Consider the following 15,868-nt stretch of genomic DNA (forward strand, 5'->3'; position numbering starts at 1 on the left):
CGCTGGCCAGCATCAGGGATCCCTAAACATCATACCAAGGAGTCTTTTTATTTCTCAAATCTCGTATTTCCTCATAATAGGAATGCTGCCCGTTACTTCCAATAAAACAAGGAGCAGCTGCCAGCCACGGCAATCTACTCCCTTACTTTTAAACTATCGTGTCCCGTTAGTTGAATCGTGTTAGACTCCGTAGAAACTTTTTACCTTTAGCCATGTCTCATACCAATAAGTTTTCACTTTATTGGGTTTCGAAATCTCAATCTCAACATCATTTTTAATTATATAAACTGTACCATCTCTGGTTTCCAATGTATCGCCAAATCCAAAAGCAATATCTAGACTGTCTTTTCTATACTGTTCTTCTCTTGTATCTGACCACTCCGCTTTGCCAACCGAAAATCTTTTTTTCAATTTCCCTTGTCTCTCCCGTATTAAATTTATCTACTTCCAGCCTTGATTTTCTGACGAAAGTTTTGTTGTGCTATCTTTCGCCGTTTGTTGAATCAATTTTTTACATTGTGGTCAGTTCATTTGTTCGTAAGATCGGGAAAATTATCTATGTAGTACCCACCTGAATTACCCGCTTTATCAGCTCTCTCTAGAAGTTCTTTAAGTGTCTCCGTTGATTCACCAAATCTTCTCTTAACAGCTTCTTTAAAATAATCCATATCACGACCTTCAAAAACATAATCTAGTGTACAGTAACTATCACCAATATAGATTGAAAAGTTGAAGCCAAAGTAATCAGCAATTTCTTTGCAGATATTTCTAAGTTCTTGTTGTAAGTTCGGATTAACTAAAAAACTGTACCACCTAAAACATGGGTTAAATTCACATATATTTTTATTAAAAGTGAAGTCAAAGCCTCCAGGACCGTAGACCTCAATATATTCTTCATCTCCAATTATGATTGGATCAAATGGACCGAAGTTCATTGATTCAATTATTCGTTCACGATTTATTGACCAGTCCTTTCTAAGGTGTGGGTTATGTTCATTCACTTGTAAAATGCATTGAACAGTATTATGAAACCTATCACCTTTAACGAGCTCTTCTTTGAATTTCTCAATTGATTTGAAGTCAAATGAATGTTGAAAAGTTGCTGTGAAATTTACCCCCATCTTGCCGCCCCCATCTATAACTAACTGTAAAGTATACCACCTCTTAGGAAAGAGCTGTGTGGGAGATAACTCCCTTTCCTGAAACGGTTACAATTAAATATAGTTCCAGAAGTCCCACATTTACTAAAACTCCTTGCTCAGCCATGTAGTTTATCCCCCCCCCGCTCTAGAAAATAATACCACAATATGGGTTTTGTAAAGGAATATTCTTCCATGCAAACCTGCCCGTTACTTTAATGGACAACGGCAGCCGTTCGTGGACCGCTGCTATCATCTCGTGATTGATCTATCACACATAATTATACATATTGTATGTCTCACTGGGTAAGATTAATAATAGCTTTTACACCTTTTAACTCTAGAAAAGAGGTCTATGCATTATGAAGTCAGTGCTCACAGGAACTGAAATGGGGAAACTTTGGGCGACTTATGTTGGAAACACAATGGGAAAGTGCGTGCTCAGTTATTATCTAAAGCATGTAGATGATCCCGAGATTAAAGCAGTTTTAGAATATGCATTAGATTTAAGCAATAATTATATCCAAACGATTAAGCTTTTCTTTAATCAAGCAGACTTTCCTATACCTATTGGGTTTACTGATAGTGACGTGGACTTGAAAGCACCTCGTTTATTTATTGATGAGTTTTACCTTCATTATTTAAAGTATGCGAGCAAAGGTGGTATGAGTCTCTATTCAATTGCTGTACCATTGGTAACAAGAAGAGATATTCGGGATTTTTTTATCAAATGCGTTGAAGATACAATGAAATTGCAGTCCGTGGTTGCGGTGGTTTCAGAAAAGAAGAATGAGCTTATGAATTCGCCTGTTATTCAGCCCCCCGAAAAAGTTGATTTTGTTCATAGCCAAAAGTTTTTAGGCTCTTTTTTCCAAGAAGGTAGACCCCTACAAGGATTGGAAATTGCGCATATCTTCGGAAATTTGAATAACGATATCACTAGTAAAGCACTTATTATAGGGTTTGCTCAAGTAACAAATGACAGCAAGGTAAGAACATTTCTAGAGCGCGGAAAGAATATTAATCAAAAGCACATCGAATTGTTAACAGAAAAATTGTCTCAGGATGGATTGCCTTACCCGACACTAAAAGATCATTTGGTGACTTCTTCCTCAATCTCACCATTTTCTGACAAGCTGATGGTTTTTCACAAAGTTGACATGTTCAATGTCAAAATTAGGGAATATGCCAATGGCTTATCGCTAAACGGAAGAATAGATATTGGTGCTTTATTTTTGAAATGCCAATCGGACGTAATGCTATATGTGGAAGATGGCGCAAATCTCATGATTGAAAACGGATGGTTAGAAAAACCACCAGAAACAGTTGATCGTAGTAAATTATTAAACAAATAAGTGCTTAACCAAAAAGCCGTGTTCGCTCGACTAATGTGGTATGATTTTCAAAATAAGGGAGCAGAATACCGCGGGCCGGTAGCTGTTCCTTTTTTTGAAGCAGTGTATAGAATAGTTCAAGAACCTACAGCTCCTTTAAAAGAATTCAGCAATTAATCACCATTAATTTAAACCTGGGAGCAGCTGCCGTGTAGCGAGTTGCTCCCAGGATAGTTATTCTTTTTATCGTTATAATAATGAACTACAATTGCCTTTTGCATGAATACACCTCCAGAACACCAATGTACCATACATATTATTCCATTAAACTGCCCGTTAGTTTAGTAAAGGGGCTCATATTCTGAAAACCATCATTACTGAAGTGCAAAGAAATTCTAAAAGAACCGACGATAAAGTTCCCTTCGGCGCTCGCCGCGAAGCTGGGCATATATTTGAGTGGTCGATGCTTTCTCATGCCCTAGCATACCCTGAATAAAATCCAAAGGAGCTCCGTTGTCCAACAACTGACACGCATAAGTATGGCGAAACCGATGAGGGTATACATTGGCTGTGACTTCTCCCCGATCTGCAATCCGTTTTAATGACCACCTGATCGTAGGAATGGCCATTCGACGAGTAGGATGAGTGTCGGTAACAAACAAAGCTTTGCAGGAGTCCTTGCGACTTGTAATATACTTTTTCAACCATACCTTGCACTCTGTAGTGAAATAAACTTCTCTCTGTTTAGATCCCTTGCCATTAACGATGGCAGAGCAATTCTCCCAGTTCAAATCTTCAATGTTTATCTTTTGTATTTCTCCAACTCGGCAACCGGTAGTATACAGGAACTCAAGAAGAGCACGTTCCCGAATGGATAGACAAGAGATCTTTAAATGGACCACATCTTCCTCAATTAAATACTTAGGAATACGTTTCTCCATCTTAGGTTCTCTTAATTTAAGAGAGGGGTTTGATGTTAGGTAGGTTTCCTCGTATGCAAAGCGAAACAAGGATCTAACAAAGCGGATACGATGCCCTAAACTACTTGGCTTCAGTCGATCAGACTGTTTCGATAAGTATTCCTTTAACAGCTGTAGGGTAACATCTGAAATATGAATATCGCCAATTTCATTAACCAGCATTTTTAGCTGCAGGGCGTAGGCTTTTAGTGTATTTGTACTGAATCCCTGGATCCGCTTATCGGCTTCATATAGCTTCCACAATTGACTTATATTCATAATAAAACCTCCCATTAGTCCTATTAAATCTAGGGTTTCTTCTAATGAGAGGTTTTAATCTGTTGCTTTGAACTAAGTTTCTCGATTTACTACCATTAATCAATCCGAAAAACTTCCTCCAAATCCTTCCCCAACAAGTCACTCAATTTCTTTGCAGTCGCTGGCCCCACTGACTTCAATGATCTTTCTAGCAAGTTGATATAGGAATGACTTAAACCCGAGTGTTTTGCCAGCTCCCTCTGGGAGAACCCTTTGATTATTCGAGCCTTCACAAACGAATCGGTCTTAGCCATGATCCTCATATCACTGCTCTCCTCCACCCTTTTACAATTTACTTATAAAAATCCCTTATATATCTTTTTTGGAATTGGACTTTTTAATTACTTCATTGGACTCAAACCGTTAAAAAAAACTAAAAATCTGAGTAATTTATTATTAAAATTCAATATTCACCCTCGATTTGACCACAAAAAGCACGTGTTTACAAAAGTTAAAACGACTAACGAACTTTATTTTCCATTAACGAACTCTATTTTCCACTAACGATCTTTATTTTCCCGGATCAACAATGAGATAAATTACGTTCTTCTGTTTTGCTCCTTGTTTTCTATTGAATACCGATAAATTTAACTTTTATAATCAATTCCGTTTACTATGTTATATATTGTAGTTATGCAACCAAAAAATAACGAAACCCTACGGAGCTCCGGCTCTCATCTATCCAATCTCACTCAACCTTCCATCCCGAAAATACACAACCGCTTCGCCTGCTGCGCAATCCCCAGATCGTACGTAGTCAGCACAATCGTCCTGCCCAGCTCATTTAAAACCTTGAATATATTAAAATCTCCGTACCCGTCTTGGAGTCCAGCGCTCTCGTCGACTTATCCGCCAGGATAATCGCCGGTTCTCAGGCCAGCGTCAGCGCAATCGCAGCCCGCTGTTGCTGCTTGCCGGACAGCAGATGCCGCCTGCGGTCCAATAGATCAACCGCATCCAGTTGTAGCTGAATAGCTCAAATAAAGATATCCACAAAATAGCTGAATTTATTAATATTTCACCTGTAATTAAGGTGGCATTGAGCTCGAGCAGAAGTTTTGTAATGAAAAACCACAAAATTAAAAGGAGCGAAACCCCAACGGGATCCCACTCCTCATCCTATCCAACTTCACTCAACTTCCCATCTCGAAAATGCACAACCCGCTTCGCCTGCCGCGCAATCGCAAGATCGTGCGTAATCAGTTCATTCAATCTCTTGAAGATCTCCAGTATCTCCGTACCCGTATTCGAATCCAGCGCCCCAGTCGGATCATCCGCCAGGATAAGCGCCGGATCCACCGGCCAGCGTCAGCGCAATCGCAGCCCGCTGCTGCTGTCCTCCGGACAGCCCGGACGGCAAGTGCCGCCTGCGGTCCACAAGATCCACCGCTTCGAGTGCCTGCATCACTAGCGGCTACCGCTCTTTCTTGCTCATGCCCCGGTAAATTAGTGGTAGCTCTGTAGCTCTGCATTCTCGTATGCGGTTAAACGAGGAAGCAGGTTAAAGCTCTGGAAGACAAAGCCAATCTTCCGGTTCCTTATTTCAGCCAGTTGAGAATCCTTCAGCTGATTAATCGCCTTCCCATCCAGTACATACGCCCCACGATCCGCAACGTCCAAGTACCCCAAAATGTTCATCAGCGTCGACTTTCCTAACCCCGACGGACCCATAATCGCCACGAACTCGCCGAGGTCAATCTCTAACGTGACATCATCTAGCGCATGAATTGTTTCTCCACCCATTACATAATTCTTGCTCACATGCTGCAATTGGATTAAGGTCATACGCTTCGCTTCCATTATCTGAAACCAAATAAATGAAGTACGCGTTTCACCTGACCCGCCAGACCGACCTTTTCGCTTCACCTTATAAAACTCATGATACAGCTTCATGAGCGCCCGCTTTTCAATCCGTGATACATAGGAACGACTAATCCCCAGCTCCTTCGCAATTTACCTCTGCGTCCGTTCCGCTCCAAACAGAATCGCCCGACAATGACTACTACTCGCGTTCATCCAATATTGCGAATGTCGTCAGCTTCGTCCCCTTGGTCGGCGAGAACGACTCAATTACTATGATCAAACAGATCGTTCCGCTCGAGATCTGGTCTTAGAGATCTTCGCTTTTTGGAATTTTTAACGTGTGAGCAACTAGCTAGTACACCTTTTTAAACAGTTTGAATATCTATCTCCCATTCTAACTGTTTAATATACTCCATTAACTCTTCTTCAGTTTTAACAGTAATAAACCCCGGCATTTGCTTCCTTTCAAATTTGATGAGTTCCTCGAAGTACTCACTTTTTCTTTCATTTGGTGTAGGACGTTTTAATTTAAATCGTTCTAGGACATCATTAAAATGCATCATACACTCCAGCTCTTTATGTAAGAGCATTAGTTTGTAATAATGAGCAGTATCGCTTGTAAATGGATAGTCACTATATTTCTTATTCCGCTCAATTAAACATTTGAGTACTCGAATGTTATTTTCTACCCACGAAACTATTTCTTCCATGTTTTATCTCCCTTCGAAATGAAGAAGGAGAGAATTGAAATTTCTCTCCTCACATGCCCGTCGTCTTCAAGACGTGGACTCATCTTCATCATCCTTTTTCATCTTTTTCTTCTCTTCGGCAATAGCTACTTTGAAATTAAAGGAGGCATTATTAAACGGATTAACAGCATGCGGTCTAGCTGAGAGTTCGATTCCACTAAAGGCAACAAACAAGTCATCTTCAGTCAGCTTATTCCTGTCCGCCGCTACTGCCTCGTAGGTGGCACTTTCGATTAACCGCATCAGAATACGCATATTTCCTCTTGTTGCATAATAGAGTTTTTCTGCCATTTTGGGATCCGAAAGGTGAGAGGATTCTGTGAAAGGGTGTTCTTCATCAATCCCCTTCAGTAACCCACGAAAGTTTTTATCGAACTTGAATGGTTTTAATCTCTGCCTATTCGTAAAGCGTGTATCCAACTGGATATTTACTTTAAAAATCCTTTCGGCAGCAGGCACACCAGATAAAATGATGGGGATCTTCACAGTATTCGCGAGTCCTTTTATCCAATCTGCAACCTTCTGAAGAACACGTTTTGTATCACTATCGATTAAGTGGTTAAATTCGTCCAGAATGAGAAGTTGCACACCACATTTATCGATATAATCTACAATACGCACTTTCATAGTTTTCTCTGTTCCCTTATCAAAGAAAGGGTCTCCCATTTCAAACAGAATTTTCGATGCAACGTCTTTGGGTTTTGCCCCTGATGGAAGTTCAACAAGTAGTACTGGAATTGTAGACCCATCCTTCTCCTCCCTTCGAGGAAACTTATCTCGATAGTGTTCTAGCACTGTTGTCTTACCAGCCCCAGATTCCCCCAGAATGCAGAGGCATTCTGGTTTTGTAGAATTTTTAGACAACATATGACACTTAAGCATTTCTTGGTAAATACTTTTGAAAAGAGGGTGAAAAATAATAATATTTTTCACCTTCTCCATAGCTTCCCTTTGCTTCTCTAAGAGCACAGGATCAATTTCAAAGTCATCGTAAAAGCCTTCCATTTAGCTAACCCCCTTAACAGCACTTTTAAATGTTGGTATCTCATCTTGATCTTCATTTTTCTCGGAATCATTATCCACGGAACCTGATTCTTCAGTATTAATTTTCTCATTTTTAGTTGTAGGTCGCTTCGGTTTGTTTATTTGTGGCTCCTCTACTTCTTCAATCGAGTTAATTGATGTAATATCAGCCGGGAAGTTTAGTTTGTCTAAGCTTTCGCCAAGCTCTGTGAACTCAAGCAATTGCGATTTTATCTCTGCCAATGTTTCTGGATAACCCTTGGACATATCCTTCTGCTGCTGTTTAATAATAGAAGCAACAGCTCTTTCGGCCTTGCCTACATAATCATCATTGTCTTTATGATGCTGCGTAAGCTCCCCACTTTTTTCCACAGATCGAAGTTGTATTTGATAAAATGGTACTGGGAGATCAAGTCTAATCTTTTTATCAACAAGAATATCTTCGTCAGGATATGCCTCAACATAAGTTTCGTTAATTGGATCACGGATGTAGATTACACGTAGATCATCTATATCATATCTAACTCGAACCTCTTCCTTAGCTCTATTCAATTTATCTAATTCATAACGAAGATCTGCTAAAGATCCACTTTGAAAATTAACTCCTTTGAGAGTAATCCCTTTATTAGTAATCTTACTGAACTCAAGTCCGGAGCCCATTACAATTTTTAATTCCTTTAAATTACGAGGAATCGCAAGTTTTAAGTGTGGATTCTCTGCAAGACTTTTTTGCCATAATACATGTGGTACACCTGAACGAGTAACCGAATGCCTCCAGTCATGTGAAATCATATCTACCAACGCAATATGAACTAAATAATTAAAAGCTTGGAGGGTAATGCATGCCTCTCCTTCCGAATCATACTCCGCTCTCTCGTAGGGGTTTGAAAACGTAGTTCCTGGGGATGCATGAATTAACTTCTGATTTAAACTTCTGAAAGCACGTTCAATGGTACCTTTTTGATGACCAGAAGCAATACTACAATATTGAATATCAATCCCATAAATGCGACAAACATCCCGCAAGTCATAGGATTCATTTACAGTAGCATTATCCAAAATAATTTCCTTAGGAATCCCGTAAGCCGCCCATTCCCTTTGAATTAATGGATATACCTCTTTTATATATGTTTTTGGTAAGAAGCAGTGAAGCAAGCATTGTTTAATTGCAGCAGTATCAGGAACTTCAAATGTTGTATGAAAACCTAAAGGTTGCCCTGAATGTACATCAATTGCATAAACAAGCCAGGGCCGTTGCCTTTTCAATGTGATCGGATTCACCAATAGAATATCGGCTTGTGTCCAATCAATCTCCACACGTTCTAAGATTCTTTCGGTATGTATCCTACCTCTTGATCCTTTGCGGATCAAATCTGCTTTCTGCTTACCATGTTTTATAGTGTTTTGCTTGTGAAGATCCTTTTCAGCTCGATAGATCCTCCAAAAAGTAGTCATTGAGATTTCTTCTAACTTGTCCTCGTTAGATCGAAATTCATTTACTTCTTTTATTCGGAGGCCTAGCTCTCTATACATCTTGCGAACCGAAATCTTCACTCCTTCGTAAGCCATTTCATTAATTACTTCTGCAGCAATTAAAACCACAGTTGCATCTGATGTTGCTTTCCTAGGACCTCGATTAATTGGTATTAGATGCCTTATGTCACGATACTTCAACCAAATTCGAAACCAATTATAGAAGGTCCCTTGCGAAATGTTATGCTCAATTAAATGAGCCTCCAAATCAGCATAAATCTTCTCCCCTTTTATGAAAGGCTCGAGAATAGCATATCGTCGTATGGCTTCAACCTTTTGTTTTTCTGGTACGAGTTCGAACTCATATTCAATTTCCTCCACTTTGTTATCCGAAGCTAATTTAAAGTGAAGTTCTCCCAATCTCCATGCATTAAGGAGCTCATCGAGCAGATAGTTTTCTCGTAATCCGTACTGAATGTTTTCTAATACTACCTCCGTGGATCCGGATTTCTTAACAACATATTCCTTGCCTTGCAGAAGAAACATAGCACCATGTGAAAAGTCATGAAGTGACATTATCTTCACTTCCCCTTGTCATGATTTCTTTTATGTTATCTTTTAGCGGCAGCTCCGAACCGATGATTAAACGTGAATACTGATCAAATACCAGTATTAAACTAGGGCATTCATTATTACTTAAAACAACGTCTAATTGCACAAACTGTACGTTTACATCCAATTTTCACCACTCCTTTTTTTCATTAACTTCAATAATAGAAACTTCTGTTAGAAGCTGATTTATTAAATCTGTCTTACACAATTGATTAAGAAGGAGTTTATATACTGAAGCATTAATTACTCCTGTATCCAATTCCGAGAATGCATTATGTAGATCTTTGATTCTTAAAGGGCCAAAATTCTGAATCATTTGGTAAATAATAAATAGGTCTTCAGTTTCAATATTAATTCGCTGAACTTCCAGCAATAAATTAACATTATGTTTTAGATGACCGCGATATAAGTCACTATCACTTATTACCTTAAAGGTCCACCCTTTTTGCTCACAAAACATTTCCCCTACTTTGAACTTAATCAGATTTTCTTCATCATCCAATCTGTTCGAAGGTTTTACTTCAACCAAGATCTTATTACCATCTCTTGTTGAGATCAAAAAATCAGGAAAATATCTCCTCCTTTTTCCGTTGTAGTTATACGCCAAACAGCGAGGTTGATACTCCACCTTCATTACATTAGGGATACAGTTACAGAATTTGATAAAATCTCGTTCTAACAAGCTTTCACCAAAACTCATTGCGTCGGCGTCTGAATTATGTGAAACCAGACACCTTCTGTTAACGCCTTTTTTAGGGCCGATTCTTCTAGATGGCATAGTTCACCTCCTTATAAGCCTTTTTAACTAGACCCAGCTTTTATATTCGAAGCTAGAGTATGTTCTCTATCATTCATTTCCAATTGATTAATTTAATAAACACTCCCTAACAAAATTAATATGTATACTCTAAAAATCCATTCTAAATAATCAATTAACTAATTAGATAACTAATTAGATAACTAAATAATATACAAGAATTATGAATAACAACTAACACAAAAACATATTCTATTAGAAACAGAATAAAAGTAGTTTTAAAGATTTATAGATTGGAAATAATATAAATAAAAGAACGCAAGGAGTGTTGGAAATGACAAACTTAAATTTTCGGAGAGCTGAGGATTTAATATTTCAAGAGATTGGGAAACGAGTAAAAGTTGCTAGACGTAAACGGGGACTAACACAGACTGAGTTTGGTACTAAAGTAAGTCTCTCAAGATCTTCAATTGCAAATATAGAAAATGGAATACAAAAAGTTACAATTCAATCATTATATCAAATCTCTTATGTACTTAAAGTCTCAATTTACGATCTATTACCAGAGAATAGATTATAATATTAAGTAAGTTATATATTAGTTAATTGGTTTGAGTAATATATTACTAATTTGATTTACTAATATATTTGTAAAGTTAAATCCCCCACAGAATGGAGGAGTTAATGTATTTAGTCATTTTTGGAATTGTTGTGTTTTTATTTATTCGATCTAGGAACTTAATGTCATAAAACCTATTCCTCTAGGAATAAGTTTAGTTTTGCAAAATCAGCTCGTAAAAAGAGATACCCCTTCCCACCATCCACCTGTGGGCCAGTTAATGCCTTAATATTGATTCTCTCGAACTCTTCTAATAATTTTAAAGTATTGATTTCCTTTATTTTCATTATTTCTTTTAGAGTAATATATTTATTTTGAAATCTAAAAAGTTCTTCTAAATTTATTCGAGTATGATTCCCCTTAGTCGTAGACGCCTTGATGAAACCTCGTTTAATCCACGACATTATATATAATGGACTGGTTTTTAAGATTGAAGAAGCCCTTCTAACCGATATCATTTTTTCGATGAATAATGATTTATTTTTTATCTGTTGGACTTTAAAATAAAAACTATTCATTTCAAATCCGTTTCCCCCTATAAATATAGGAGTTATTTTCTTGTTTTTAACCGCGTAATACAGCTCTTCTACTTTTATACGGTTCAAACCTAATATACGAACTGAATCCCGGAATGAGATAATATCTCTCATATCGATTTGGTTGTTGTTAGAGTTATTATAAAATGTTTGATAGAAATCCCTAATGTCATTTTTAGATAATAACCAAATTTTCTTCCCATAACTAGTTATGTTTCCAGAAATGATTCCACTAGAAATTAATCTCTCTGCAACCTTCTGATTTACTTGGAGAAATCTCATCATCTCCTCTTTGGTCATATAGGTTTCTCTTTTATTTTGATATTTTTCGAGAGATTCTCTTCGAACTAATACAGTCTTATGCTTTTTTGTGACACTTACAATCCCTTCAATATCTCCTTTTTCAATAAGTGAGACAATACCTCTTAATGACATTCTAAGGATTTTCCCTGCATAACCCCCTGCCAAAATAGTTCTGGAATTATTAGCAGATATTTTAACGAGTGTATTATATGGCATTAAGCCCTCTTTCCAGTTATTAACTATAAAGGATTCGAATTGATTTCTGATAAAATCGTAATTTGAATTTATTAATTCATAATAAAACAATTTGAATAATCGTCTAAAAGAATTTTTATAATGATCATATTTTTTTTGTTTTTCTAGTGTCATTAATTCATCCAAAAAAGAAAAAAAGTTATTTGGCCAACCAATAAATATCCTTACCGTATTTTGAATAATTTGATGCAGTTTTAATATTTCCTTACTTCTAAATTGTAAATACTCCTCAAATCGAATTGATGATATGACATTTGCCAATCGCATAATCAGATAAACTAGATCAGCAAAATTGAAGGTTTTTAAATCAGAATTCATATTTATACTTGCCCCTGAAAGAACAGAATTCACTTGTTCAGCAAAATAACATTCACAATTATCTACTACTTGAGTAGTCAATTTAATATAATCCAATCCACATTTACACCTTAAAAAAACTTTATTATCTATTCTAATTTCTCGATCGCAATTAGAGCATGCAGCATTTAATAGAATGTTATGATTTGGACATACAGTTACTAAGTTAATGTCCCATACCTTACGAAAATGAGGTGATTCTTTTAAACATAATGGGCACACCTTCGTTCCGCCGCAATTAATCCCCATTCTCCCGATATAATTAACAATTTCCTCCTTACCAGTAAAACAAAGGAATTTTTTATGAAATGTTAATTCATATAATATTTTTACTTGTTTTTGTAATTTCATTGCGATTTCGTCTAAAGAAAAGGCCTTCTTCAGCATAAATACATTCATTTGATGTCTTCCAGAATTCAAACCCAATTCCTTGTATAATTCCATAGTAGTGATATTATTAACACTTGCTAGTCTTGCTAAATAGCCTCTTAGGCTTTCATCTAAATTTGGATCTGGCCTCCTTAGGATTCTTAGCAAATCAATAACCTCCTTAAATTACTAAAATTGAACTCTATTAGTAGCTTTTATGTTTACAAGCGAAGTAATATGATAATTAAATAAAAAAGGAAACGAAGGATATTTTGTAATCCCTCGTTCCCTTTTTTTTCTCTGTATTTTTATGCAATCTAATGCATGGATGGTTTTTTGAAACAAAACCTACAACAAATTTTGAAACATTTACAGTTATTTATGAAAAATAACAAAAAACCAGGGGCCCCAGCCCCTGGTCTCCTTACGAACAGCGGCTATATCCGCAGTTCGCGCAATTCTTGCACCCTTCGCTGTTGATCAGCGAAGCGGAGCCGCACGACGGACATAAGTCCTTCGTCGCGTCATTAGCACTAGCACTCACGCTGCCATGCGCGGCGTGCCCGCTCGCGGCTGCAGCCGGTACAGGCGCCGGCGCCTCAACCACTTCACTCGTCGCGGTCACATAGTTCCGCACGTCGTCCTGCTCGTTCATCACTTCGTCGTGCTGCTCGAGCGCCTTCGCAACCGCATCGGCAATCGACTCGACGCGATTGGATCCGAACCCGATGGCGCCGGAACCGCCGATGCCCTTCAAGTGCTTCACGAGCAGCTTCACTTTATCCCCGTGGTCGCCGTAACGCAGGAACAGCGAGCACACGCGTCCGAGCGCTTCGGACATGGCGAATACGTCGGAGCCGGCCTTGCCCACGTTAAGGAAAATCTCACTCGGCGTTCCGTCCATATCGTTAATCGTAATGTACGCCATGCCGAACGGCGTATTCACTTTATACGTAGCGCCTCGCAAGATTTGAGGGCGGCGTTTGTACTGTCTGTCGAAGACTTGCTCCGTCTTCGCGTCTACTTGGACAGCAAGCTTGCCGGAGAGATTGGCGAAGCTAGTCTCTTCTTTGACCGCCTCCGCAGCGACAGCTACAGGAGCCGCTTCTTCCACTCTCTTCTCTTCCTTGGCTTCGTCTTTGTTATCCGTACTTGTGCTTAGCACCTGCACGTCACGGCTTCCGTCACGATAGATGGTGACGCCTTTGCAGCCGAGATCGAACGCAAGCTCATACAACCGCTTCGTCTCTTCCACTGTGAAATCGGACGGACAGTTCGCTGTTTTAGAGATGGAACTGTCTACCCAAGTTTGGATCGCTGCCTGCGCGCGGATATGATCTTCGGCCGTAAGCGACATCGCCGTCACGAAATAATCCGGCAGCTCTTGTCCCGGGTTCGCATCTTTCCATTCCTGCGCGATCGGCACGTACTGCTTATCGAAGCCGAGACGGCTTTGACGGTAGTATTCGAAGGCGAAATACGGTTCAATCCCCGTAGATGTACCGACCATCGTTCCCGTGCTCCCGGTAGGAGCCTGTGTAATCACAGTGACGTTCCGCATGCCTTGCTGCTGGATAGCCTCCCCGACCTCCGGGAACACTCGGGTCATGTTCTTCATGAAGCCGCTCTCCAGGAATTTATCCGCGATGAACGCTTGGAATGAACCTTTCTCGCCGGCAATTTCCGCCGATGCCAGATAGGCTTCTTTGGCTATAAAGCCATAGATTTTGTCCAGAAATACCAGCGATTCCGGACTTCCGTAACGGATCTTCAATTTGATCATCAGCTCGGCAAGGCCCATGGACCCCAATCCTACACGGCGTTCGTTCTGCTGGTTGGCACGGTTCTCTTCAAAATGATACGGCGTCTTGTCGATGACATTGTCAAGGAAACGCGTGGAGTAGCGGACAACAGTCGCCAGCTCCGCCCAGTTGACGTCATGCTTCTCGGCATCGTAGAACTTCGAGAGGTTGATCGCCGACAAGTTGCATACGCCCCAAGCTGGAAGCCCTTGCTCTCCGCACGGATTCGTACAAATGATCGGATTGAAATACCAGCTGTTGGACATTTGGTTGTAGTATTCCATGAATACGACGCCGGGTTCGGCCGATTTCCAGGCAGACTCGATAATCGTATGCCAGACTTCGCGCGCCCGCACCGTACGGTATGGCTTCACGGCTTTGCCGAGCTTCCGCCAAGCGTCCAGATTGCCATCCCACTTCTCATCGTATTCAGGGTCCGTCGTATCCGGGAATACAAGCTCCCACTCCAAATCTTCCTTCACAGCCTTCATGAATCCATTGCTGACGCAAACGGATAAGTTGGCGTTCGTAATTTGGCCCATCGTCGATTTGACCGTAATGAAATCTTCCAGATCCGGGTGCCAGTCATTGATCATCAGCATAAGCGCGCCGCGGCGGCTTCCGCCCTGCTCGATCAGACCGGTCGTGTAGCTGAACAATCCTCCCCATGACACGGCGCCGCTGGAGGAGCCGTTAACGCCCTTCACAACGGAGCGGCGTGGTCGCAGCGAAGACAGGTTGATGCCGACTCCGCCGCCGCGGGACATGATTTCGGTCATCTCCGACAGCGTGCTCATAATGCCGCCGCGGCTGTCATGCGGAGACGGGATCACATAGCAGTTGAAAAGCGTTAATTCGTCGCTGGCATCGGCGCCGGCAGCAATTCTCCCGCCCGGTACAAGCTTCCAATCATCAAGAATATATCTGAATTTGTCCGTCCATTCTTTGCGTTTCTCCGGCGTTGCCTCCACGGATGCCATGGCACCCGCCAAACGATCCCACATTTCTTCCGGTGTCTTCTCTATGTTTAGCGTCAGCTTCTCTACCTGGGATGTAACCGTTTCGCCGCTCCGCGTGCGCACTTGAACGGTGCCGCCGTCACGGCTGATAATTTCTCCTACTTCTTTGGCTGGGAATTTAGGGTCATCCTTCGTTAATACAAGAACGGTATCCCCGACTTTCGCAAGGCTCGTATCCGCATTCTTGAGTGCATAGCGATCCAAAAATATTTTCTCGCTTAAACCTTCCAGCTTCTTCCCTGATTGCGCAATCCCCATCGATAAATGCCCTCCCAATAAGCTACAGATTCAGCTGCAACTAAAATAAAAATTACAATATATGGTGTGAGATATTCATTATACACCACCAGATATTGATCTTCGAATGGCTAAAGGACCAATTTTGATACGAAAAGAGAAACTATCGCCACATTAGCTCGGATAAGCTGTTCAATTCTCGTT

General features: G+C 40.1%; 13 protein-coding genes and 2 pseudogenes. 2 read left to right on the forward strand and 13 right to left on the reverse strand.

Going from position 1 to position 15,868, the window contains the following annotated elements:
* Positions 1-180 precede the first annotated feature (180 nt).
* Both J2X61_RS35585 and J2X61_RS35590 read right to left on the reverse strand, forming a co-directional pair.
* Positions 181-411, reverse strand: coding sequence for a hypothetical protein (locus J2X61_RS35585; protein WP_310195142.1), 231 nt, complete (start codon positions 409-411; stop codon positions 181-183).
* 116 nt (positions 412-527) lie between these two features.
* Positions 528-1,121 (reverse strand): hypothetical protein, encoded by a 594-nt coding sequence (locus J2X61_RS35590; RefSeq protein ID WP_310195146.1) that lies wholly within the window; start codon positions 1,119-1,121, stop codon positions 528-530.
* Between the two features lie 380 nt (positions 1,122-1,501).
* Here J2X61_RS35590 and J2X61_RS35595 point away from each other — a divergent pair, with 380 nt between their 5' ends.
* The gene (locus J2X61_RS35595) at positions 1,502-2,494 is read left to right on the forward strand and encodes a DUF3231 family protein (protein ID WP_310195148.1); all 993 of its coding nucleotides are present in this window, start codon (positions 1,502-1,504) and stop codon (positions 2,492-2,494) included.
* A 374-nt stretch (positions 2,495-2,868) separates the two neighbouring features.
* Here the strand turns inward: J2X61_RS35595 and J2X61_RS35600 are convergent, their stop codons facing one another.
* The 9 genes and pseudogenes from J2X61_RS35600 to J2X61_RS35640 all read right to left on the reverse strand — a co-directional run bounded on the left by J2X61_RS35600 (position 2,869) and on the right by J2X61_RS35640 (position 10,188).
* Positions 2,869-3,711 carry a tyrosine-type recombinase/integrase gene (locus tag J2X61_RS35600; RefSeq protein ID WP_310195151.1) on the reverse strand — a complete coding sequence of 281 codons (843 nt, stop codon included), beginning with the start codon at positions 3,709-3,711 and terminating at the stop codon, positions 2,869-2,871.
* 95 nt (positions 3,712-3,806) lie between these two features.
* Complete coding sequence (locus J2X61_RS35605) at positions 3,807-4,013, reverse strand: helix-turn-helix domain-containing protein (protein WP_310195154.1); 207 nt, start codon at positions 4,011-4,013, stop codon at positions 3,807-3,809.
* Positions 4,014-4,869: 856 nt separating this feature from the next.
* Positions 4,870-5,535 (reverse strand): annotated as a pseudogene (locus J2X61_RS35610) (ABC transporter ATP-binding protein).
* A gap of 72 nt (positions 5,536-5,607) precedes the next feature.
* Positions 5,608-5,860 (reverse strand): annotated as a pseudogene (locus J2X61_RS35615) (sigma factor-like helix-turn-helix DNA-binding protein); the annotation flags it as partial.
* A gap of 58 nt (positions 5,861-5,918) precedes the next feature.
* Complete coding sequence (locus J2X61_RS35620) at positions 5,919-6,263, reverse strand: hypothetical protein (protein ID WP_310195156.1); 345 nt, start codon at positions 6,261-6,263, stop codon at positions 5,919-5,921.
* 66 nt (positions 6,264-6,329) lie between these two features.
* Positions 6,330-7,307, reverse strand: a complete 978-nt coding sequence (locus tag J2X61_RS35625; RefSeq protein ID WP_310195161.1) for a TniB family NTP-binding protein — start codon at positions 7,305-7,307, stop codon at positions 6,330-6,332.
* Entirely contained in the window at positions 7,308-9,374 is a 2,067-nt protein-coding gene (locus J2X61_RS35630) for a Mu transposase C-terminal domain-containing protein (protein WP_310195164.1), read from the reverse strand.
* Complete coding sequence (locus tag J2X61_RS35635) at positions 9,361-9,537, reverse strand: hypothetical protein (RefSeq protein WP_310195166.1); 177 nt, start codon at positions 9,535-9,537, stop codon at positions 9,361-9,363. The genes J2X61_RS35630 and J2X61_RS35635 overlap by 14 nt, the downstream gene beginning before the upstream one ends.
* Positions 9,538-9,540: 3 nt before the next feature.
* On the reverse strand, positions 9,541-10,188 hold the full coding sequence (locus J2X61_RS35640) for a TnsA endonuclease N-terminal domain-containing protein (protein WP_310195169.1): 648 nt from the start codon (positions 10,186-10,188) through the stop codon (positions 9,541-9,543).
* A 313-nt stretch (positions 10,189-10,501) separates the two neighbouring features.
* Between J2X61_RS35640 and J2X61_RS35645 the strand changes: the two genes are divergently transcribed.
* A complete protein-coding gene (locus J2X61_RS35645) occupies positions 10,502-10,747 on the forward strand; it encodes a helix-turn-helix domain-containing protein (protein WP_310195172.1) in 246 nt (81 codons plus the stop codon).
* Between the two features lie 173 nt (positions 10,748-10,920).
* Here the strand turns inward: J2X61_RS35645 and J2X61_RS35650 are convergent, their stop codons facing one another.
* Both J2X61_RS35650 and J2X61_RS35655 read right to left on the reverse strand, forming a co-directional pair.
* The gene (locus tag J2X61_RS35650) at positions 10,921-12,774 is read right to left on the reverse strand and encodes a TniQ family protein (protein ID WP_310195175.1); all 1,854 of its coding nucleotides are present in this window, start codon (positions 12,772-12,774) and stop codon (positions 10,921-10,923) included.
* 256 nt (positions 12,775-13,030) lie between these two features.
* Entirely contained in the window at positions 13,031-15,685 is a 2,655-nt protein-coding gene (locus J2X61_RS35655) for an adenosylcobalamin-dependent ribonucleoside-diphosphate reductase (protein WP_310195177.1), read from the reverse strand.
* Positions 15,686-15,868 lie beyond the last annotated feature (183 nt).

The organism is Bacillus sp. 3255 (assembly GCF_031456485.1).
Classification (GTDB): domain Bacteria; phylum Bacillota; class Bacilli; order Paenibacillales; family NBRC-103111; genus Paenibacillus_E.

What these genes read in the sequence shown, in the direction of transcription:
- J2X61_RS35600 (WP_310195151.1), bottom strand. Translation starts at nt 3,711, where the DNA reads ATGAATATAAGTCAATTGTGGAAGCTATATGAAGCCGATAAGCGGATC.
- J2X61_RS35630 (WP_310195164.1), bottom strand. Translation starts at nt 9,374, where the DNA reads ATGTCACTTCATGACTTTTCACATGGTGCTATGTTTCTTCTGCAAGGC.
- J2X61_RS35620 (WP_310195156.1), bottom strand. Translation starts at nt 6,263, where the DNA reads ATGGAAGAAATAGTTTCGTGGGTAGAAAATAACATTCGAGTACTCAAA.
- J2X61_RS35590 (WP_310195146.1), bottom strand. Translation starts at nt 1,121, where the DNA reads ATGGGGGTAAATTTCACAGCAACTTTTCAACATTCATTTGACTTCAAA.
- J2X61_RS35625 (WP_310195161.1), bottom strand. Translation starts at nt 7,307, where the DNA reads ATGGAAGGCTTTTACGATGACTTTGAAATTGATCCTGTGCTCTTAGAG.
- J2X61_RS35640 (WP_310195169.1), bottom strand. Translation starts at nt 10,188, where the DNA reads ATGCCATCTAGAAGAATCGGCCCTAAAAAAGGCGTTAACAGAAGGTGT.
- J2X61_RS35605 (WP_310195154.1), bottom strand. Translation starts at nt 4,013, where the DNA reads ATGAGGATCATGGCTAAGACCGATTCGTTTGTGAAGGCTCGAATAATC.
- J2X61_RS35655 (WP_310195177.1), bottom strand. Translation starts at nt 15,685, where the DNA reads ATGGGGATTGCGCAATCAGGGAAGAAGCTGGAAGGTTTAAGCGAGAAA.
- J2X61_RS35595 (WP_310195148.1), top strand. Translation starts at nt 1,502, where the DNA reads ATGAAGTCAGTGCTCACAGGAACTGAAATGGGGAAACTTTGGGCGACT.
- J2X61_RS35645 (WP_310195172.1), top strand. Translation starts at nt 10,502, where the DNA reads ATGACAAACTTAAATTTTCGGAGAGCTGAGGATTTAATATTTCAAGAG.